General features: G+C 56.1%; 21 protein-coding genes. 8 read left to right on the top strand and 13 right to left on the bottom strand.

The window, feature by feature from the left end; genetic code table 11:
• Positions 1-7: 7 nt before the first annotated feature.
• Positions 8-682, bottom strand: coding sequence for a phage shock protein PspA (gene pspA / locus BGP77_RS05960; protein WP_108163799.1), 675 nt, complete (start codon positions 680-682; stop codon positions 8-10).
• 13 nt (positions 683-695) lie between these two features.
• Positions 696-875 carry a hypothetical protein gene (locus BGP77_RS05955; protein ID WP_108163798.1) on the bottom strand — a complete coding sequence of 60 codons (180 nt, stop codon included), beginning with the start codon at positions 873-875 and terminating at the stop codon, positions 696-698.
• A gap of 195 nt (positions 876-1,070) precedes the next feature.
• Here BGP77_RS05955 and BGP77_RS05950 point away from each other — a divergent pair, with 195 nt between their 5' ends.
• Positions 1,071-2,066: a sigma 54-interacting transcriptional regulator gene (locus tag BGP77_RS05950; RefSeq protein ID WP_108163797.1), complete on the top strand. Its 996-nt coding sequence runs from the start codon at positions 1,071-1,073 to the stop codon at positions 2,064-2,066.
• Between the two features lie 59 nt (positions 2,067-2,125).
• On the top strand, positions 2,126-2,479 hold the full coding sequence (locus BGP77_RS05945) for a hypothetical protein (RefSeq protein WP_108163796.1): 354 nt from the start codon (positions 2,126-2,128) through the stop codon (positions 2,477-2,479).
• Positions 2,480-2,543: 64 nt separating this feature from the next.
• Here BGP77_RS05945 and glnK (BGP77_RS05940) read toward each other — a convergent pair whose 3' ends face one another.
• The 3 genes from glnK (BGP77_RS05940) to glnK (BGP77_RS05930) form a co-directional block, all read right to left on the bottom strand.
• On the bottom strand, positions 2,544-2,882 hold the full coding sequence (gene glnK / locus BGP77_RS05940) for a P-II family nitrogen regulator (RefSeq protein WP_108163795.1): 339 nt from the start codon (positions 2,880-2,882) through the stop codon (positions 2,544-2,546).
• A 159-nt stretch (positions 2,883-3,041) separates the two neighbouring features.
• Positions 3,042-4,259: an ammonium transporter gene (locus BGP77_RS05935; protein ID WP_108163794.1), complete on the bottom strand. Its 1,218-nt coding sequence runs from the start codon at positions 4,257-4,259 to the stop codon at positions 3,042-3,044.
• Between the two features lie 30 nt (positions 4,260-4,289).
• Positions 4,290-4,628 carry a P-II family nitrogen regulator gene (gene glnK / locus BGP77_RS05930; protein ID WP_108124296.1) on the bottom strand — a complete coding sequence of 113 codons (339 nt, stop codon included), beginning with the start codon at positions 4,626-4,628 and terminating at the stop codon, positions 4,290-4,292.
• 439 nt (positions 4,629-5,067) lie between these two features.
• On the opposite strand from glnK (BGP77_RS05930), the gene BGP77_RS05925 reads away from it, so the two are divergent.
• Positions 5,068-5,328 carry an accessory factor UbiK family protein gene (locus BGP77_RS05925; RefSeq protein ID WP_108163793.1) on the top strand — a complete coding sequence of 87 codons (261 nt, stop codon included), beginning with the start codon at positions 5,068-5,070 and terminating at the stop codon, positions 5,326-5,328.
• Between the two features lie 79 nt (positions 5,329-5,407).
• Positions 5,408-5,974, top strand: a complete 567-nt coding sequence (locus BGP77_RS05920) for a hypothetical protein (RefSeq protein ID WP_108163792.1) — start codon at positions 5,408-5,410, stop codon at positions 5,972-5,974.
• On the opposite strand, the gene BGP77_RS05915 is transcribed toward BGP77_RS05920, so the two are convergent.
• A complete protein-coding gene (locus BGP77_RS05915; protein WP_108163791.1) occupies positions 5,971-6,870 on the bottom strand; it encodes an aspartoacylase in 900 nt (299 codons plus the stop codon). The genes BGP77_RS05920 and BGP77_RS05915 overlap by 4 nt on opposite strands.
• A gap of 38 nt (positions 6,871-6,908) precedes the next feature.
• Complete coding sequence (locus tag BGP77_RS05910; RefSeq protein WP_108163790.1) at positions 6,909-7,418, bottom strand: helix-turn-helix domain-containing protein; 510 nt, start codon at positions 7,416-7,418, stop codon at positions 6,909-6,911.
• Positions 7,419-7,530: 112 nt separating this feature from the next.
• Here BGP77_RS05910 and BGP77_RS05905 point away from each other — a divergent pair, with 112 nt between their 5' ends.
• Positions 7,531-8,745 (top strand): beta-ketoacyl synthase N-terminal-like domain-containing protein, encoded by a 1,215-nt coding sequence (locus tag BGP77_RS05905; protein WP_108163789.1) that lies wholly within the window; start codon positions 7,531-7,533, stop codon positions 8,743-8,745.
• 3 nt (positions 8,746-8,748) lie between these two features.
• Here BGP77_RS05905 and BGP77_RS05900 read toward each other — a convergent pair whose 3' ends face one another.
• From BGP77_RS05900 to tkt, 6 genes are all read right to left on the bottom strand, one after another.
• Positions 8,749-9,678 (bottom strand): isopenicillin N synthase family oxygenase, encoded by a 930-nt coding sequence (locus tag BGP77_RS05900; RefSeq protein ID WP_108164377.1) that lies wholly within the window; start codon positions 9,676-9,678, stop codon positions 8,749-8,751.
• 78 nt (positions 9,679-9,756) lie between these two features.
• Positions 9,757-10,731, bottom strand: a complete 975-nt coding sequence (locus BGP77_RS05895) for an ABC transporter permease (RefSeq protein WP_108164376.1) — start codon at positions 10,729-10,731, stop codon at positions 9,757-9,759.
• Positions 10,732-10,739: 8 nt separating this feature from the next.
• On the bottom strand, positions 10,740-11,873 hold the full coding sequence (locus BGP77_RS05890) for an ABC transporter permease (RefSeq protein ID WP_108163788.1): 1,134 nt from the start codon (positions 11,871-11,873) through the stop codon (positions 10,740-10,742).
• Entirely contained in the window at positions 11,870-13,423 is a 1,554-nt protein-coding gene (locus tag BGP77_RS05885; protein WP_108163787.1) for an ABC transporter ATP-binding protein, read from the bottom strand. The genes BGP77_RS05890 and BGP77_RS05885 overlap by 4 nt, the downstream gene beginning before the upstream one ends.
• Positions 13,424-13,584: 161 nt before the next feature.
• Complete coding sequence (locus BGP77_RS05880) at positions 13,585-14,616, bottom strand: BMP family protein (protein WP_108163786.1); 1,032 nt, start codon at positions 14,614-14,616, stop codon at positions 13,585-13,587.
• Positions 14,617-14,948: 332 nt separating this feature from the next.
• The gene (gene tkt, locus BGP77_RS05875) at positions 14,949-16,940 is read right to left on the bottom strand and encodes a transketolase (RefSeq protein ID WP_108163785.1); all 1,992 of its coding nucleotides are present in this window, start codon (positions 16,938-16,940) and stop codon (positions 14,949-14,951) included.
• Positions 16,941-17,205: 265 nt separating this feature from the next.
• Here tkt and BGP77_RS05870 point away from each other — a divergent pair, with 265 nt between their 5' ends.
• From BGP77_RS05870 to ahcY, 3 genes are all read left to right on the top strand, one after another.
• Positions 17,206-18,183: a metalloregulator ArsR/SmtB family transcription factor gene (locus BGP77_RS05870; RefSeq protein WP_108163784.1), complete on the top strand. Its 978-nt coding sequence runs from the start codon at positions 17,206-17,208 to the stop codon at positions 18,181-18,183.
• A gap of 30 nt (positions 18,184-18,213) precedes the next feature.
• Positions 18,214-19,368 carry a methionine adenosyltransferase gene (gene metK / locus BGP77_RS05865; protein ID WP_108163783.1) on the top strand — a complete coding sequence of 385 codons (1,155 nt, stop codon included), beginning with the start codon at positions 18,214-18,216 and terminating at the stop codon, positions 19,366-19,368.
• A gap of 67 nt (positions 19,369-19,435) precedes the next feature.
• Complete coding sequence (gene ahcY, locus BGP77_RS05860; protein ID WP_108163782.1) at positions 19,436-20,836, top strand: adenosylhomocysteinase; 1,401 nt, start codon at positions 19,436-19,438, stop codon at positions 20,834-20,836.
• The last annotated feature ends 14 nt before the right edge of the window (positions 20,837-20,850 follow it).

The following is a 20,850-nucleotide window of genomic DNA, read 5'->3' as shown; positions in this document are numbered from 1 at the left end:
TGTCGCCTTAGCCTTTTTTGTCGGTCTTCTCCAGGTCCGCCTTGAGGCGTTCCAGTTCGGCATTGACGGCATCGTTCTCAGCCAGGCTGTCGATTTCTTGGGCCAGATCGCGTCCGCGTCCCAAGTCCTGCGCTTCGAGCTCACTTTCCATACTGTCCATGCGTCGCTCGTAATGTTCGAACTTCTCGAAGGCATCTTGCAAGTTTTCCCGGTGCAATTGGCGCCGCGTTTTCATCCGGGTGGTCACCGTTTGCTGGCGCATGACCAATGCTTTCTGCTTGGCTTTGGCGTCATTGAGCTTGGATTGCAGCTGACCCACTTCTTCGGACAGTTGCTGCAAATGGTCATCCAGCGCCTCGCATTCGCGTTGCAGAATGTCGGCTTCTTCCACCAGCGTTTGTTTTTCCGCCAAGGCGGCCCGCGCCAGGTCTTCACGATCCTTGGCTAAAGCCAGCTTGGCTTTGGCTTCCCAGTCGTCCACTTCTTTGCGCACGCGTGCCAGGCGTCGTTCGGCGTCTTTGCGATCGGCAATCACGCGCGCGGAGCTGGAGCGTACCTCAACCAGCGTCTCTTCCATTTCCTGGATGATCAGACGAATCATCTTTTGCGGATCTTCCGCACGATCCAGCAACGCATTGAGGTTGGAATTAATGATGTCGGTGAAGCGGGAAAAAATACCCATAGCAATCTCCTCGTTAATGGTGCCGCTGGCTGATACGCAGCAAGCGGTTCAATCCGTGGCCGACGGCTTCCATTAAGCCGAATGCCAATGCCAGGCTGACCAGTCCGATCCACCATTGCGTCACCGCCGCCAAGGCGCTGCCCAGGGTGATCATGACCATATACAGCGGTGTCCGTTCTTTTAGGGGGATCATCAGGATGTCCTTTGTCGACACACAGCTTGGCTATATCAGCATTCGTGCCAAGTTGTTAACTCATTGTTTTTAAAATGTTTTCTGAGAAATTGGGCCGTTTTGCCAAACTATATTTAGCGAAAATGACCAATGACATTGGTCTGATCAACCAAACACCCTAAACTCAGCCCATCCACTCCACCTCACGAGCCGGCAATGAGCGAACGCAGCCCACAACGCATGATTGGTGAAAGCCCGGTTCTGGCCGATCTGCTCGACCGTGCCTCCGATCTGGCGCCGCTGAATCGACCGGTACTGGTCATCGGTGAACGCGGAACGGGCAAGGAACTGGTGGCAGAACGGCTGCACTTTTTGTCCTCGCGCTGGCAACAGCCTCTGCTCAAAGTGAACTGCGCCGCCATCAGCGAGAGCCTGCTCGACGCGGATTTGTTCGGCTACGAGCCGGGTGCCTTTACGGGCGCTAACCGCACGCACATCGGTCGCTTTGAGCGCGCCCACGAAGGCACGCTGTTTCTCGATGAAGTCGGCACCATGTCTGCACCCTTGCAAGAGAAGCTGTTGCGGCTGATCGAGTACGGCGAGTTTGAACGGCTGGGCGGCCAGAAAACACTGACCGTCGATGTGCGCATCGTCGCAGCCACCAACGAAGATTTGCCCGCTCTGGCCGCTCAAGGCCGGTTTCGCAGCGATTTACTCGACCGTCTGGCCTTCGACGTCCTCACCTTGCCGCCGCTGCGCGCGCGCCAGGGCGATGTGCCCTTGCTGGCCGAACAATTTGCCATTGCGATGAGCAGCGAATTAGGGTGGTCAATGTTTCCCGGTTTCAGCGAAACAGCCTTGGCGGCGCTGAATGAGCACCCGTTTCACGGCAACGTGCGCGAACTGAAGAATGTGGTGGAGCGCAGTCTCTATCGCTGGGGCAATGAGCATGCACCCGTGGATGAACTGATACTCGACCCCTTCGATTCACCCTGGCGACCGGGCCGGGCATCTGCCGAGGTGTCGCTGGCCGATGGCCGCTTTAATGATCAGGTGGCGCGGTTTGAAATCGGCCTGCTTGAAGCGGCCCTGGAGCGCCATGAGCGTCACCAGGGAAAAGCCGCCGAATCGCTGGGACTGACGTATCATCAGTTCCGCAGCCAACTGCGCAAACACGGTTTGATTGGCGGGGCACGACCAAAGTCGCATTGAGACGCCCCCCGCCACCGCTAAGCTCGGCCAGACGACAATAACAACGAGAAGGTCACCCAATGAATCCCAACGTCCAACGCATGGCTTTAGCTGGCGTCTGCCTCTTTATGATGGCGCAACTGGGTGCCCAATTTGCGGAATCGCCGTTACAGCTGCTCATCGGCTTTGGCGCGGTCGGTGCCGTGCTCGGTTTTCTGTTTCGCAGCGGCCACCGTTATTTGATCAGCGGTTACGCCATCGGCTTGGTGGCCATGATGTTTATGGACTTCATCATCGGCGGCGCCTTAGTGAAGCTCACCGGGCCGGTGTATGTGGCGGGCTACTTATTTGCTTCCGCCGCGGGCCTGACGGCTCGCTTTGTGTGCTTCCAGCTGCCAGCTTATTGGGCCGCTCGGCGTTCACGCACCAGTTAAGCAATGCCAGATGCAAAAAACCCGTCCAGTGGACGGGTTTTTTTATGGACTGAAAACAGCTCAGTTACACAGCATCTTCACCGGTTTCGCCGGTACGGATGCGAATCACCTGCTCCAGCGCTGCCACGAAAATCTTGCCATCGCCGATTTTGCCGGTGTTGGCCGATTTGGAGATCGCGTCGATCACAGCTTCCAGTTTGTTGTCATCGGTAGCCACTTCCACCTTGATCTTGGGCAGAAAGTCGACGACGTATTCAGCGCCACGATACAGCTCGGTGTGGCCTTTCTGGCGACCGAAGCCTTTCACTTCCGTCACGGTAATGCCTTGTACACCCACTTCAGACAGCGCTTCACGCACGTCGTCCAGTTTAAAAGGCTTAATAATTGCGGTTACGAGTTTCATAGCACTCTCCCTGAGAGGTAGTCACGACCCACCTCAAGCATAAACCATGCAGATAGCGCGACAAAATAGAATGCCCCATCAACAACAACGGCCCAAAAAAAAGAAAGGCCCCAATTGGGGCCTTTGTTCCGATGAGCCTTGCGGCTCAGTCACTGCACCTTACTTGCTGGAGGCAGTGAATTCCGGATAAGCGTCCATACCGCATTCGGTCAGATCGACGCCTTCGTACTCTTCTTCTTCAGAGACACGCAGGCCGATAACGGCTTTGATGATGCCCCAGACGATCAGAGAAGCACCGAACACCCAGACGAAGATGGTGATGGCACCGATGATCTGGCCAGAGAAAGTAGCGCCGTCGTTGGTGATCGGCACCAGCAACAGACCCAACAGACCCACGACACCGTGCACAGAGATGGCACCGACCGGATCGTCAATTTTCAGTTTATCCAGAGCCACGATGCTGAAGACGACCAGAACACCACCCAGAGCACCCCAGATAGTAGCAATCAGAGGAGTCGGCGTTGACGGCTCAGCGGTGATGGCAACCAGACCAGCCAATGCGCCGTTCAGAGCCATGGTCAGGTCAGCTTTCTTGAACCAGATGCGCGCCACGATCAGAGCGGCAACCAAACCACCAGCAGCAGCGGTGTTGGTGTTCAGGAAGACAATTGCAACGGAGTTGGCAGTGTCGGCAGTCGAGGTCTGCAGCACAGAACCACCGTTGAAGCCGAACCAGCCCATCCACAGGATGAAGGTACCCAGAGTCGCCATCGGCAGGTTTGCACCCGGAATGGCATTGATTTCGCCATTCTTGCCGTACTTGCCTTTACGTGGACCCAGCAGCAGAACACCGGCCAAGGCAGCAGACGCACCGGCCATGTGAACGATGCCGGAACCCGCGAAGTCACTCCAGCCCAGATCACCCAGGGTGTACATACCGAAGACTGAGGCGCTGCCCCACGTCCAGGAACCTTCCACCGGATAGATGACGCCAGTCATGACCACTGCGAAAGCCAGGAAGGCCCACAGCTTCATGCGCTCAGCAACCGCACCAGAGACGATGGACATGGCGGTTGCCACGAAGACCACCTGGAAGAAGAAGTCAGAAGACGGTGCGTAGTAGCCGTCACCGACGCCCATGATTCCTTTCAGGAAGTAGCCACCTTCGTACATGATGGCGTAACCGCACACCAAGTACATGATGCTGGCAATCGCGAACAGCGCGACGTTTTTAGTCAGAATTTCAGTGGTGTTCTTGGCACGTACCAGGCCGGATTCCAGCATGGCAAAACCAGCGGCCATCCACATGACCAGAGCACCACAGATCAAAAAGTAAAAAGTATCGAGCGCGTATTGTACTTGCGTTAGTTCGTTCATTGGTCAGTCTCTCCCGTTAATCCGTTCGGCTTAAATCGCGTCGTTGCCGGTCTCGCCGGTACGAATGCGAATGGCCTGTTCGAGCGGGGTTACAAAGATCTTGCCGTCACCGATCTTGCCGGTGTTGGCGGCCTTAGAAATGGCTTCAATTGCCCGGTCCAGCAGTTCGTCGGAAACACCGACTTCCACTTTCACTTTCGGCAAGAAATCGACGACATACTCCGCACCCCGATAAAGTTCGGTGTGGCCTTTCTGGCGACCGAAACCTTTTACTTCGGTTACGGTAATGCCCTGTACGCCGATCTCAGACAGCGCTTCGCGGACGTCGTCCAACTTGAAGGGCTTGATAATGGCTGATACGAGTTTCATTTTTGTTCACTCCTTTCCGTTCCACCGTTGCACTGAATTGACAGCGCCGGCTCGAGGGGATCGCCCGTCGCAGCCAGTGCTACCGGAAATCACCCGAGTTACAATGTCCAACGCAACGGTTGGCTGCGATTGGAATCGTGTGCGAGGGGGTAAAGCGAAGCCCGTGCCAACTCCGGTCAATGCGATGAATCAAGGATTTACGTAAAGGACGGGTCAAGGTTGGCGGCTAGGGTGCACAAAATAGGTGCAGCGCACAAAAGCTGTGCGCCGTCAGTGCACACTATTTGCCCAGCGCCGCTGTTTGGCCCGAGAAATCACGATGTTAGCGCTCAAGGTGTTGGCATCGTTGCCACAGAAATTTGAACTGAGTCTCCATCTGTAGAGGCTGGAAGCGGAGCCCGCTGCGGCTTACAGCCCTGTTTTGGAGCACGGAGGTCCCATGAAATTACCCGAAGACATGCTTGATCAAATCAGCCGCCAGGCCAGTGCTCTGTTCAGTCAGGGACAGCAAGCACGCGACGATCTGCGCACTAATTTACGCAGTCTGGTGCAATCGCAACTGAGCAAGCTCGATGTGGTCAGCCGTGAAGAGTTCGATGCGCAGCAAGCGGTGCTTGAACGCACCCGGGTTCAATTGGCTGAACTTGAATCCCAGCTGAACGAACTGGAAGCCAAACTGAGCGATTCGTCGTCATCGTGACTTTTACCACTGGGCTGACGGCCAACAAACGGCAAGATGAGCCCAATCCGGCCCTGTGCCCTGTTATGGAGAATGACCCATGCGCGCCCTGATCCTTTTACCTCTGGTGGCAATGCTCAGCCTGCCGACGTTTGCCAAAGATGCTCTGATCGATATGCAGAACGCCCGCTCCGGCGGTTACGGCGGCCCCTTGGTCAAATACGGTGAAATCGGCGATGAAACCGCCATCATGCTCGGCGGCGAAGGCGCGGGCACCTTTACCACCGGCGTTCATTCGCTGCTCATTGGCGGCGCGGGTTACGGCCTGATCAACGAGCCGGAATGGGACACCAGTACCACTCTGGATATGGGTTATGGCGGTTTGCTGATTGGCTACACCCATCGCCCGGATGCGGTGGTGCATGTAGAAACAAAGCTGCTGCTGGGTGCGGGTTCCGTCTCGCTGGATGACGGTACCAATGAAGACAACGGCAGTTTTCTGGTCAGCGAAGTCACGATTGGTGCCGAAGTCAACCTGACGGACTTCCTCGAAGTGGGCATTGGTGGCGCTTATCGCCTGACCACCGATCCGGACCTGGCCGGTGTGTCCGATGACGACCTGTCCGGCGCCTCCGTCGTTCTGAGCTTCCAGTTCGGCCAGATTTAAGCGGGCTGTTCTGATCGCTCAATGGTGCAAGGACGCATCAGACTCAAACCCACGTGACGGTCGTAATAGGCCGCCTCATTGATAAAGGCACCGTAGAGTGTCTCCTCGCCTTCATAGGGCAAGGTTTCCCCATCCAGCGAGATAAACAGCGGGTCGCCCGGCGCGATCGGCTGATAATCGGCGTCCTGCAAATTCGGGTGCACCATCGCCGTGATTTCTCCGCGCTCGTTCTCCGGCAACTGCACTTTGCGCACAAACTGAAAGCCCGGCATCGACGTCGCCACTTCGGGTGGTTCACCACGATTCACCGCGTCCAGATAATCCAGGCAATGCCCGGTTACCTGCTCGGTCTGATGGTACACATCCCAACGCAACAAACCCTGCGGCACCGGCCCGACTTCAATCAACAAGCCATAGCGGCGGCCCAGGGAAATCAGAAAATTATCGTCCAGCCTCGTTGCCGGTTCATAAAACAGCGTCACTTCCGGCATGCATTGCTTGGCGTAAAACGCCATACCGGTCACCAGCGGATCGTCCGATTTAATCACCAACGTCACGCCCATATTGGCGGTGGTGGTGTGCAAATCGAGCACAAAATCGACGCGCGGCTCGTCTTTGGGGCCGAGCAGTGAGTTCAGCGATTTGGCGCGGTTCTGTTCATAGCCACACAGCGCATGGTCGTTCAGGTCATCCCAGCCAAACTGACGATTTAAGTCCTGATCGAGATACCGCCGGTTGTGCCCGTTCGCTTTTGGATTGGCCAGATGCAACTCGGTGACAAAGCTGTCGCGACACACCTGTTGCGGGTTGTTGCGCCACTGCTTGAGCAGATAAACACCGGTCAGTTCGTTGCCGTGCGTTCCGCCGGTAATGGCAACGTGTTTGATGGATGGCATGGGCTTTTCCCTTTGCAGTCGATGGTAACAAGCTTGGGTCAATCCGATTCAGAACCAACCCAATTAAGTCGCAGTGCCTGAATGCGTTGACGCTCTGCCTCTGGCATCCCGGGGCCAGCCTGGCCAGTGACGTTACTGAAGTTGATCGGCTCAGCACAGTGACTGCAAACGACCTGCGCCTTAGCTGGCTGACCACACAGATCGTGCACCAGCTTAACAGGGGGTTGTTCGTTGGACACCCATTTGTCACCCCAGGCCATCAGCGCAAGCATGACCGGCCCGAGCTCATTGCCTTTCTCTGTCAGGTGGTACTCAAAGCGACGGCCAGATTCGCCATAAGGTTGCAGCTCAACCAGGTCTTCTGCGAGCAAGGTTTCCAGGCGTTCGGTCAGTACTTTTTTTGAAATCCCCAGGCTTTCCTGCAGTCCACCAAAGCGCCGATTCCCTAAAAACAGGTCGCGCATGATGAGCTGCGTCCATCCTTCGCCGACGATATTCAGCGAGCGCGCCAGCGAGCAATACATTTGGGAGAAGTCAGTTCGTTGCATCTAATGATCCATGGAATAGCTGTTTTTCTGTGATTAAACTATTGGTCTCTTAAAGAAACCTTTAAGTTTTACTGATCACATCACATCAGTAACCACAATAAAGGATTTCATCATGCGTAGAGTCGTTATCACCGGAATGGGCATCACTTCATGCCTTGGCAACGAGCAATCGGAGGTTTTGAGCTCATTGCGAGAAGGGCGCTCCGGCATCCGCTTTCAGCCTGACTATCAGGCCAAGGGATTGCGTTGTCAGATCGCCGGTTCCGTCGAAAACCTGGCCCTGGAAGAACGCATCCCGCGCAAACTGTATCGCTTTATGGGCGATGCCGCAGCTTACAGTTACATCGCCATGGAAGAGGCCATTAACCAGGCGGGTCTGAGCCCTGAGTTGATCAGTCATCCCCGTACAGGTCTGCTTATGGGTTCTGGCGGCGCTTCAACCAAAGACATTGTTGAGGCAGCGGACATTTTGCGCGAACGAGGGGTTCGTCGAGTCGGCCCTTATCGCGTTACTTCTACCATGGGCAGCACCGTTTCCGCGTGCTTATCAACGGCCTATGGCATCAAAGGCATGAACGCGACCGTCTCCTCCGCCTGCGCCACCAGCGCCCATTGCATCGGCTATGGCAGCGAACTGATTCAGTGGGGCAAACAGGACATTGTCTTTGTCGGTGGCGGCGAAGCCGAACATTGGAGCCAGAGCGTACTTTTCGATGCCATGGGCGCATTTCCAACGCACTACAACGAGCACCCGACGCTCGCCAGCCGCCCTTACGACGCTCACCGCGAAGGCTTTGTGATCGCTGGCGGCGGCGGTGTGATGGTTCTGGAAGAACGCGAACACGCGCTGCAACGCGGTGCGACCATCCTGGCAGAAGTCACCGGTTACGGCACCGCTTCTGATGGCTACGACATGGTGGCGCCTTCCGGCGATGGCGCGAAGCGCGCCATGACTATGGCTCTGGACGGTTTGGAGCAACCCATCGATTACATCAACACACACGGAACCAGTACCCAGGCGGGCGATTTGGTCGAACTCCAGGCCATGCAGCAAGCCTTTGGCAAAAATGTTCCACCCTTCAGTTCGACCAAATCCTTAACCGGTCATGCGTTGGGCGCTGCTGGCATTCATGAGGCCATCTATTCGGTGCTGATGCTGCGCGACAGCTTTATCGCTGCTTCGGCCAATATTGATGAACTCGATCCGGGTGTCGGCAATTTACCACTGGTGCGACACCGTCTTGATCAAAGGTTGAATCAAGTCATGAGCAATAGCTTTGGCTTTGGCGGCACCAACGTCAGTCTGGTGTTTGGCGCCGCCGACTGAGCGCTACTTAATCAGGCCAATCTGACGCAAGCGTTCCAACAGGTAAGCATCACTGGTGATCGGGGGATAACGCTTGGGATTATCCTCGGTCACGCACTGCGGCAAGGCATCCAAAGAAGTGCCTGGATTGGGGTGCACAAAGAAGGGAATGGAATAACGCGACACCTTGCCCGCGTCTCCCTTGGGGTTGACTACCCGGTGGGTGGTCGAAGGCAATACGTGGTTGGTCAACCGTTGCAGCATATCGCCGACGTTGCAGATGATGGTGCCTTCAATCATCGAGATTCCGACCCATTCTCCGCGCTTGTTCAGCACTTCCAACCCTTCCTGTTCAGAACCGACCAGCAGGGTGATCAGGTTAATGTCTTCGTGCGCTCCGGCGCGAACATTGGGCAGGTTGGGATCGGTGATCGGTGGATAATGCAGCGGCCGCAAAATGGAGTTGCCATGATTCACCTTGTTGTCGAAGTAATGCTGATCTTCGCCAATAAACAAGGCGAACGCACGCAACAGCGTGACCGACAGTGCATCCAGCTCTGAATACAGCCGCAACATGGCGGTTTTAAATTCCGGTACTTCGGCAGGCCAGATATTAGGCGTCAGGTCCTGATGGGGCGCTTCACCGTCGATTTCGCGGCCCACGTGCCAGAACTCTTTCAGATCGACGTGCTCGGCGTCTTTAGCGATTTCAGTGCCAAAGGGCGTATAACCACGTGTGCCGCCGTTGTCCTTAAAGTATTGCATCTTGACGTCGTCAGGCTGAGCGAACAGCTTTTCCGACGCACGCAAGGCATCAATGACGACCGAACGATCAATGCCGTGACCGGTAATGCCGGCAAAACCCCAAGCCTGATAGGCCTCGCCCATTTCACGGACGAAGTCATCAGGGTGGGTATCAAAGCGGGTCAGGTCGAGGCTGGGAATGGTGTTCATGAGCATCTCGCAAGGACGGTCCAGCCGCCCATTTTATTATCGGATCGGCCCGCCTTTCGGCGGGCACTTATTATCGTCTTAACTGCGTTCTTTAACGTAGGGCTCGCCGATGACCTTGGGCGCCACCGAGCGTCCAATAAAGCCGCCGAGCAAGACCACGGTCAGGATATACGGCGTGGCTTCGACCAGCTGCACCGGCACTTCCACACCCAGGAAGACGGCACCCTGGCTGCGAATGGCAATGGCTTCGAGCAAACCAAACAGCAAACAAGCCTGCATCGCGGTACGCGGACGCCACTTACCGAAGATCAACGCCGCCAGCGCCATATAACCTTTACCGGCACTCATGTTAGGCGAGAACTGAGCCGTCACCGCAACCGACAAATACACACCGGCAAAACCGACGAGAATACCGGTCATCAGCAACGCCAGATAACGCGTCTTGGCCACCGAAATACCCGCCGTATCTACCGCATGAGGGTTTTCACCGACCGCACGCACACGCAGACCAAAGCGAGTGCGGAACAGGATATACCAGCACAGCGGAACGGCCGCGAACGCCAGGTAAACCAACAGGTAGTGGCCACTGATCAGCTCGGAATAAATGCCACCGATGATTGGCACATCCGCCAATTGATCCGCAAACGGCAGAGTAATCGGCGTAAAGCGCGCCTGGGTGTCACCAAAGGCCAGGTTCGGTGTATTGCCGCCCTGACTGAACCAGTAGTTACCGACGGCCGCGGTTAAACCCGCCGCCAGGATATTGATCGCCAGACCAGACACCACGTGGTCACCGTTATGCGTCACCGTGGCAAAGGCATGCAATTGCGCGAACACCACAGACGACAACACACCTGCCAGCAACCCCATCCAGGGCGAACCAAAGTAATAAGCCGCAGAGGCACCAAAGAAGGCACTGATCAGAATTTTACCTTCCAGGGCGATGTTGACGATGCCGGAACGCTCGGAAAACATCCCCGCCAGGGCTGCAAAAATCAGCGGTGTGGCGTTACGCAAGGTGGCGTCGAGGATCACGATAATGCTGTTAAACAATTCCATGATCAGGCCTCCGCTGGGTGTTGGTCATCGGCGTTGGCATCTCGCCGCCGCGCATAGTTCAGATACAACCGCTCAATCGGGTGCTTCATCATGTGCTGCAAGGCACCGGAGAACAGAATCACCAGACCTTGCAACACCACCACGATGCGGGCATCGACCGAATACTCGAACTGCAACTCACTGCCCCCTTGAGTCAGGAAGCCAAACATCAAGGAAGCCAGCACAATACCAAACGGATGGTTACGTCCCATCAATGCCACGGCAATGCCGGTAAAGCCCATCTGGTTAACCAGGTTCAGCTTGATCTGATGCGCCTGGCCCTGAACCACATTCAGCGCCATAAAGCCGGCCAAAGCACCCGCCACCAGCATGGTGAGAATGGTGACGCGCGAAATGCTGATGCCGCCATAGCGAGCTGCACTGGTGTTGCTGCCCACCGAACGGATTTCATAACCCCAGCGGGTACGCCACAGGAAAACCCAGACGGCGAACGCCACAAACAGCGCCCAGAAAATCGACAGGTTCAAGGGCGAGGCCGCAATGCGAATGCCGAAGAAGGCAAAGACTTCATGCATCTGCGGAATCCAGCTGGCACGATCAAAGACCGCACTTTCCACCGACATGGTGCCGACCGGCTTGAGGAAATACACCAGCAGGTAATTCATCAATGACGCCGCGATGAAGTTAAACATGATGGTGGTGATCACGATGTGCGAACCACGATACGCCTGCAATGCGGCCGGAATCAGCGCCCAGAGTGCGCCGAACACCGCCGCGGCGATGATGCTGATCGGCAACAGCACAATAAACGGAACATGACCGCCCAAACCCAGACACACCAGTCCAACGCCGAGCGCGCCGATATAAGCCTGGCCTTCACCGCCGATGTTGAACATGCCGCATTTAAACGCGACCGCCACGGCCAGCGCCGTGAAGATGTAGCTGGTCATGTAATAGAGGGTATAACCCAAACCATAGCCGCTACCGAAGGCACCGGAGACCATCGATTGCAACGCATCGATCGGGTTGATGTTCAGATACAAAAACACCAAACCGGCGGCAATGGCGGCGATCAGAATATTGGCCAGTGGGATCACACCCACGGTGATCCAGGCGGGGATGCGCTGCTGACTCATGCTGATACCTCCGCCTGAAGCGCTTTGATTTCATCGGGAACAATGTTGGCCATCATCAGGCCCAAGGTCCGCTCATCGGCTTTATCGGCCGGCACTTCGCCAACGATGATGCCGTCGAACATCACCAGAATGCGATCGGCGAGCGAACGGATTTCATCGAGCTCCACCGACACCAGCAAAATGGCTTTGCCGGCATCGCGCATTTCCAGAATGCGTTTATGGATGGATTCAATGGCGCCAATGTCGACACCGCGCGTTGGCTGGCCAATCAACATCACATCGTGGCCCTGCTCCACTTCACGGGCGATTACCAGCTTTTGCTGGTTACCACCGGAGAAGTTGGCGGTTTTCAGGAAGGGGTCTGGCGGACGCACGTCCCAGCTTTCCATTTTGGCGCGGCAATCATCAATCATCGCCTTCTGGCTCATCAGCACGCCGCTGTTGTAACTGGCGTCACGGTGATAACCGAGCACAAAGGCTTCATAGGCCGAGAAGGTGTTGATCAGACCCATGCGATGGCGGTCTTCAGGAATATGCCCCACACCCAGCTGACGAACTTTTTCCGGGTCGATAGCGGTCCCCGCTGTCACCGTTTCGCCGTTCAGATACATCTCGCCTGAATCGATGTTGCGTATGCCTGCCAAGGCTTCAAGCAATTCTGACTGACCATTACCGGAGACGCCGGCAATACCCACGATTTCACCGGCACGCACATCTAAGGATACGTCGCTCAGACGTTTCACACCCTGAGCATCCGTCAGACTGATATGGCGAGCGGCCAATTTAACGTCGCCAGGTTCGGCTTCGCCTTTCTCAACCCGTAGCAATACTTTACGACCGACCATCAATTCAGCCAGATCTTCCTGATTGGTGTCGGCGGTTTTCACATGCGCCACCATTTCACCACGACGCATCACCGATACTTCGTCGGTCGCTGCCATGATTTCGCGCAGCTTGTGGGTAATCAGAATGACCGTCGTGCCCTGCTCTTTCAGCGACGCCAACACCTTAAAGAGGTGATCGGTTTCCTGCGGTGTTAACACACCGGTGGGTTCGTCGAGAATCAGAATACGGGCGCCACGGTAGAGCGCTTTAAGAATCTCAATGCGCTGCTGGTAACCGACCGACAACTCTTCGACCGGCACATCCAACGGCACATTCAATTGATATTCGGAAGCCAGCCGTTCCATTTCACGACGGGCTTTGTCGAGGCTGGTTTCAATAGCGATACCATCCTCGGCACCCAGGATGACGTTTTCCAGGGCGGTAAAATTCTGAATCAGCATAAAGTGCTGATGCACCATGCCAATGCCGGCGTTAATCGCCGTTTTGGAATCTTTGATATCGAGTACCTGACCATCGACCAGGACATCGCCTTTATCGGCCGCATAAAAGCCGTAAATGATGCTCATCAGAGTCGATTTACCAGCACCGTTTTCACCCACAATGCCGTGGATGGTGCCTTGTCGAACCTGAAGGTTAATGTCCTTGTTGGCATGCACGTCGCCAAAGCGCTTGTCGATGCCGCGCAGTTCCAGAGCCATATCCATGGCAGAATCAGAAGCTGAATCGGGGGGAGTCATGGGTCACCCGGTAATCGTTAGCTAACGGAAGGATAGGCCCGAATCCGTCGGGGGTGGAAGACGGATCTGGGCCGAACAAAAAAGCACTCGCGCATCGGCGAGTGCTTTTCAGCGACAGGTCTGAACGATCAGATGTCGCAGCTACCAGTCGTGGTGTAATCGTATACTTCGATCTCACCATCGATGATGGCCTGACGGATTTGCGCCATACGCTCTTCCCAAGCCGGTTGAATCAGGTCCTGGTTGAATTCGTCCAGAGCCCAGTCAACACCACCGGCAGACAGGTCGAGAACCTTGATGCCACCTTCCCACTCACCGGACTGGCCTTCTTCCCAAGTCTGGTAAGCAGCAACACCAACGCGCTTAACCATAGAGGTCAGCATGGTGCCTGGCTGCAGGTAGTTCTGGTTGGAGTCAACGCCGATGGCGTAGATGCCTTCGTCAGCCGCAGCCTGATACACACCGATACCAGTACCACCGGCCGCCGCGAAGATTACGTCAGCGCCTTGAGAGATTTGCGACTTGGCCAGCTCAGAACCGCGCGCCGGATCGGCAAACGCAGCCGGGGTAGAACCGGTCATGTTCTCGAAGTACTCGATGTCGCCGTTTACGTATTTGGCGCCTTGCTCGAAACCACAGGCGAACTTACGAATCAGCGGAATGTCCATACCACCGACGAAACCAACAGCGCCGTTTTCACTGGCCATAGCTGCCAGCGCGCCGACCAGGAAAGAACCCTGGTGCTCAGCAAAGACGATGGACTGAACGTTAGGCAGATCAACCACAGAGTCGATGATGGCGAACTGAGTGTCCGGGAATTCAGCCGCAACCTTCTCTACAGAAGAGCTGAAGTTAAAACCAACCGATACGATCGGGCTGTTGCCATTGCTGGCCAGACGACGCAGACCCTGTTCACGCTGCTCTTCGTTCTGCGGTTCAAATTCAGAAACGGTGATGTCTTCGTTATCCGCGTTGAACTCTTCAACACCGTTACGGAAAACCGCTTCGTTGAATGATTTGTCAAACTTACCTGCCGTGTCGTAGATCACAGCCGGGCTAAAACTTGCGGACTGCTCTTCTTCGCTATCGGATGAGCAACCCGCCACCAAAACAGCGCCCGCGACGGCCGTCGCAGCAGCGACCTTGAACATACCTTTCATGGAGAATCCCCTATCAGCGATTAAAGTTATGGTTGTTTTTGCATACGCCCAACTGGCCCGACCCGGACCGTTGGGAGCACTCTAGGCATAGCTGACCGATCGGTCAACCCCTGAAGCCCCAGTGCAACAAACGCCTGCATTATACACGGCTAACCGGGTGTGACAGCCGTTGAATCCCGCAATGCGATCCAATGCAAACACTTTGTTATGCAAAAGCCTTACCGCCACCCTATAACGGGCAATAGCGCCGTTTTACGCAGCTTCAAAACAACACCACCGGCACTGGGCCGGTGGTGATAACAGGCGGTCCCGAACAAGCGGGAAATAATCGGTTACAAAATCGCTTGAGCGCGCTCGACCAGCGCATCGGCGGTAATGCCGAAATGCTGATACAGCTCACCGGCTGGCGCCGATTCACCAAAGCTGGTCATGCCCAGCACGGCGCCGTCGAGACCGACGTACTTGTACCAGAAATCAGCAATACCGGCTTCGACCGCAATGCGCTTAACGCCGGTCGGCAGTACGGCTTCGCGGTAGGCCGCATCTTGGGCATCAAACCGTTCGGTACAGGGCATGGAAACCACCCGTGCTGCAACGCCTTTCGCAGCCAGTTGATCGGCCGCGTCAATGGCCAGACCCACTTCTGAGCCCGTGGCAATCAATACCACCGCCGGTGCGCCATCGCTGTCACGCAACACATAGCCGCCTTTGTCGATATCGGCGATCTGCTGGCTTGTCCGTTTTTGGTGCGCCAGCCCCTGACGTGAGAACACCAGTGCACTGGGTTGGTCCTTCGAACCGATGGCATTTTTCCAGGCCACGGCCGTTTCCACGGTATCGGCCGGACGCCAGGTTTCCAGGTTCGGGGTCTGACGCAGTGACGCCAGTTGCTCAACCGGCTGGTGCGTCGGGCCGTCTTCGCCCAGGCCGATGGAGTCATGGGTGTAGACGTGAATCACCGGCTGCTTCATCAGCGCCGACATGCGTACGGCGTTGCGCGCGTATTCCATAAAGATCAGGAAGGTCGCGCCATAGGGGCGGAAACCACCGTGCAGCGCTAAACCGTTCATGATGGCGGTCATACCAAACTCGCGCACACCGTAGAAGCAGTAGTTGCCATCGGGCTCGGCCTGGCTGACGCCCTTAGCACCGCTCCACAGCGTCAGGTTAGACGCCGCCAGATCAGCAGAACCACCGAACAACTCCGGCAGTTTCGGCGCAAAGGCTTCAATCGATTGCTGCGACGCCTTACGGCTGGCGATGGATTCGCCTTTGGCGTCAATGTCTTTGATCAGACCTTCGGCAAACTGTTCAAAGTCGGCCGGCAATTCGCCTTTCATGCGACGCTCAAATTCCGCCGCCAGTTCCGGATGGGCACTTTGATAGGCGTTGAACGCATCCTGCCAGCTGGATTCAGCTTTGCGGCCTTTACCACGGGCGTCCCAGGCATCGTAGATGTCTTGAGGAATCTCAAACGGACCGTGTTTCCAGCCCAGTTTTTCACGCGTCAGGGTAATTTCATCGTCACCCAGCGCCGCGCCGTGGCTGGCTTCTTTGCCTTCTTTGTTGGGCGAACCAAAGCCGATGATGGTTTTGCAGCAGATCAGCGTCGGTTGATCTTTATTGTCACGCGCGGTTTCGATGGCTTGCTTAATCTCTTCCGGATCGTGACCGTTAACACGCGGAATCACTTGCCAGCCATAGGCTTCGAAACGCTTAACGGTATCGTCGGTGAACCAACCTTCTACTTCACCGTCGATGGAAATGCCGTTGTCATCATAAAACGCGATCAGTTTTCCCAGACCTTGGGTACCGGCCAGTGAGGCGGCTTCATGAGAAACGCCTTCCATTAAGCAGCCATCACCGAGGAACACATAGGTGTTGTGATCGACAATGTCGTGACCCTTGCGGTTGAACTGCGCGCCCAGGGTTTTTTCCGCCAGTGCAAAACCGACGGCGTTGGCCAGGCCCTGACCCAACGGTCCGGTGGTGGTTTCAATGCCCGGGGTGTAGCCATATTCCGGGTGGCCCGGCGTACGCGAGTGCAGCTGACGGAATTGTTTGAGGTCTTCAATGCCAAGGTCATAACCGCTCAGATGCAGCAGCGAATAATGCAGCATGGAGCCATGGCCGTTAGACAGGATAAAGCGGTCGCGATCGAACCAGCTCGGGTTGGTCGGATTGTGCTTGAGATAATCACACCACAGAACCTGGGCGATATCGGCCATGCCCATCGGCATGCCGGGGTGACCGGAATTGGCTTTCTGGACCGCATCCATACTCAGAGCGCGGATCGCGTTGGCGAGATCACTGCGTGACGGCATCAAAACATCCTCGATTGATTCATTTGTTGTACGAGCGACGTGTCCGGGAATGGCTCCCGAAAGGCGATAATTAATGGTCCCAAAAGTGAACCGAGGGGCCAATGAACCCGTTAACACCGTTCACCGGTCCACCCCTCACTTTCGAGACGCGAAATAATATCAGAAAGGCCGCGTCTGGGGCCACGGCGCCAAGCTACCAAATCTATATCAATATTTTTTGATATAGACATTGAGAAAGCCCGAATCCACTGCTAGTCTTCCCGCCATGAACCTAGACCAGCTGCCCGCCTTCTTTAAAGCCCTCGGTGACCCAACCCGACTGACCGTATTGCAGGTCCTGGGGCAGGGTGCTTTTGGCGTGCTTGAACTCAGCGATCTGCTCGACGTTAAACAGTCCGGCATGAGCCACCACCTGAAGATTCTTGCCAAAGAAGGTTGGGTCGAAAGTCGGCGCGAAGGCAACTCCATCTATTACCGTCGCGCCCTGACCGATCAGCTCGGCCTGCAACAAAATTTGTTTCGCACGCTCGACAGCTACGCCCTGCCAAAGCCGCTGGCGAGGAAGCTCAACGACATCCGCGCCGCCCGTCTGGAAGCCGCTCAGGCGTTCTTTGCCAGTCACGCCGATGAACTGGAACTCTATCAGGAACGTATAGCGCTGTTTGGCCAGTACGGACCGGAAACGCTGGCACTGCTCGACAACGTTCGAAAAACCAGCCACCAGACGGTATTGGAGGTCGGCCCCGGCAAAGGCGAGTTTCTGCGCGCATTGCACGAACGCTTCGATTCGGTCACCGGTGTTGATATATCCAGCGCCATGCTCGACCAGGCGCGTGGGCTGACTGAAGACCTGACCGGCGTCGAACTGCGCCAGTGCGATACCGCAGCCTTAGTTGCCGAAGGCCACGTTTACGATTTGGTGGTCTATAACATGGTCTTGCACCACGTACCGGCGCCCGGTCAGGAATTACAGCAGTGCGCCCAATTGCTGGACGCCGGTGGTTTGTTGGTCGTCACCGACCTGTGTCGTCACGAACAGGAATGGGCCTACAGCGAATGCGGCGATCAGTGGCTCGGTTTCGAGCCCGATGAATTACACCAGTGGGCCGATGCAGCCGGCCTGGCCCACGAAACCGGCCGATTTTTGGCGTTACGCAATGGCTTCCAGGTGCAGACGCAGTTGTACCGCAAGCCATTCATGCAACACGAACAACCAGACCGTCACGCCACCGTGGCAGCCTGACCCAATCATCATCAGCTCGAGGGAACCACTATGAGCGAATACAGCCTGTTTACGTCCGAGTCCGTCTCCGAAGGTCACCCGGATAAAATGGCCGACCAGATTTCCGACGCGGTACTGGACGCCATTCTGACCGAAGACAAAAACGCCCGCGTCGCCGTCGAAACACTGGTGAAAACCGGCATGGCGATCATCGCCGGCGAAGTGCGCACCAACACCTATGTCGACCTGGAAGACATCGTCCGCGACGTGATTCGTGACATCGGTTACACCAGCTCCGACGTTGGTTTCGACGCCGATTCCTGCGCGGTACTCAACGCCATCGGCAAACAGTCCGCCGACATCGCCATGGGCGTTGATGAAGCCGACAACAAAGACCAGGGCGCTGGCGACCAGGGCCTGATGTTCGGCTACGCCACCAACGAAACCGACGCCTTTATGCCGGCCCCCATTTATTTCTCGCACCGTCTGGTTGAGCGTCAATCGCAACTGCGCAAAAACGGCACCCTGCCGTGGCTGCGTCCGGACGCCAAATCCCAGGTCACGCTGCGCTATGAAAACGGCCAGCCGGTCGCCGTCGATGCGGTGGTACTGTCGACTCAACACGATCCAAACATCAGTCTGGGCGATCTGCGCGATGCCGTGCTCGAACACATCATCAAGCCAACGTTGCCGCAAGAATGGCTGCACGACAAAACCCTGTTTCACATCAACCCGACCGGCAACTTTGTCATCGGTGGCCCGGTGGGCGACTGCGGCCTGACCGGTCGTAAGATCATCGTCGACACCTACGGCGGCATGGCGCGTCACGGCGGCGGTGCTTTCTCGGGCAAAGACCCGTCAAAAGTGGACCGCTCGGCCGCTTACGCCGGTCGCTATGTGGCCAAAAACATCGTCGCTGCTGGCCTCGCCGACAAGTGCGAAATCCAGGTTTCCTACGCCATCGGCGTCGCTGAACCGACCTCGATTTCCATCAACACCTTCGGCACCAACAAGGTCGACGAAAACCTGATCGCCGAACTGGTGCGCGAACACTTCGACCTGCGCCCACGCGGCATCGTCGAAATGCTCGACCTACTCAACCCGATTTACCGCCCAACGGCCTCCTACGGCCACTTCGGCCGAGAGGGCTTCAGCTGGGAAAATCTGGATAAAGTCGACGCCTTGAAGAAAGGCGCTAACCTCTAATCGCAATCACAGTTTTGGCAGCCAGCGCGAACCCCGACCCTCGCGCTCGCTCCAACAGGAGAACCCCATGACGACAGCAACTGACCTTTCCAACTTCAGCGATTACAAAGTCGCCGACATTAACCTGGCCGGTTATGGCCGCAAAGAAATCACCATTGCCGAAAGTGAAATGCCGGCGCTGATGGCATTGCGCAGCAAATACAAAGCCGATCAGCCACTGGCCGGCGCACGCATCATGGGCTGCATTCACATGACCATTCAGACCGCCGTGCTGATCGAAACGCTGGTCGAGCTGGGCGCGGAAGTGCGCTGGTCATCGTGCAACATTTTCTCCACTCAGGATCACGCTGCCGCTGCCATCGCTGCCGCGGGCATTCCGGTCTTTGCCTGGAAAGGTGAAACCGAAGAGGAATTCCTGTGGTGCATTGAGCAAACCATCCTCTCGGAAAAAGACGGCAAAGAGACCTGGAACGCCAACATCATTCTCGATGACGGTGGTGATCTGACGGAAATGGTGCACACCAAATACCCGCAACTGCTGAACGACATTCACGGCATCAGCGAAGAGACCACCACCGGTGTGCATCGCTTGCTGGAAATGCTCGACGAAGGCACCTTGAAAGTCCCGGCAATCAACGTGAACGATGCCGTCACCAAATCGAAAAACGACAACAAATACGGCTGCCGTCATTCGTTGAACGACGCCATCAAACGCGCCACCGATCACCTGCTGGCCGGCAAAAAAGCGCTGGTCGTTGGCTACGGTGACGTCGGCAAAGGCTCGGCTGCATCCTTGCGTCAGGAAGGTATGATCGTACGCGTTACCGAGATCGATCCGATCTGCGCCATGCAGGCCTGCATGGATGGCTTCGAAGTGGTCTCGCCGTATCTCAACGGCCAGAACGACGGCACCGCCGCCAGCATCGACAAAGAACTGCTGGGCAACACCGACCTCATCGTCACCACCACCGGCAACACCAACGTTTGCGATCAGCACATGCTGACCGCGCTGAAAAAAGGCGCAGTGGTGTGCAACATCGGTCACTTCGATAACGAAATCGACACCGCTTACATGCGCAAAAATTGGCGTTGGGATGAAGTGAAGCCTCAAGTGCACCAGATCTTCCGCAGCGACGATAACAACGATTATCTGATCCTGCTGGCCGAGGGTCGCTTGGTGAACCTGGGCAACGCCACCGGTCACCCGAGCCGCGTGATGGACGGTTCTTTTGCTAACCAGGTGCTGGCGCAAATGTATCTGTACGAACAGAAATTTGCCGACCTGCCGGAAGCCAAAAAAGCCGAGAACCTGTACGTCAAAGTACTGCCGAAAAAACTCGACGAAGAAGTGGCTGCCGAAATGGTGCGCGGTTTTGGTGGCGTTATTACTCGCTTGACCGACGAACAAGCCAAGTACATTCGCGTACCGGTCGAAGGTCCGTTTAAACCGAACGATTATAAATATTAAAAACTGCTCGACGC

The sequence above is a fragment of the Saccharospirillum sp. MSK14-1 genome, from assembly GCF_003054965.1.
In the GTDB taxonomy this organism is placed as follows: Bacteria; Pseudomonadota; Gammaproteobacteria; order Pseudomonadales; family Natronospirillaceae; genus Saccharospirillum.
This window is presented reverse-complemented; position numbering and strand designations above follow the sequence as displayed.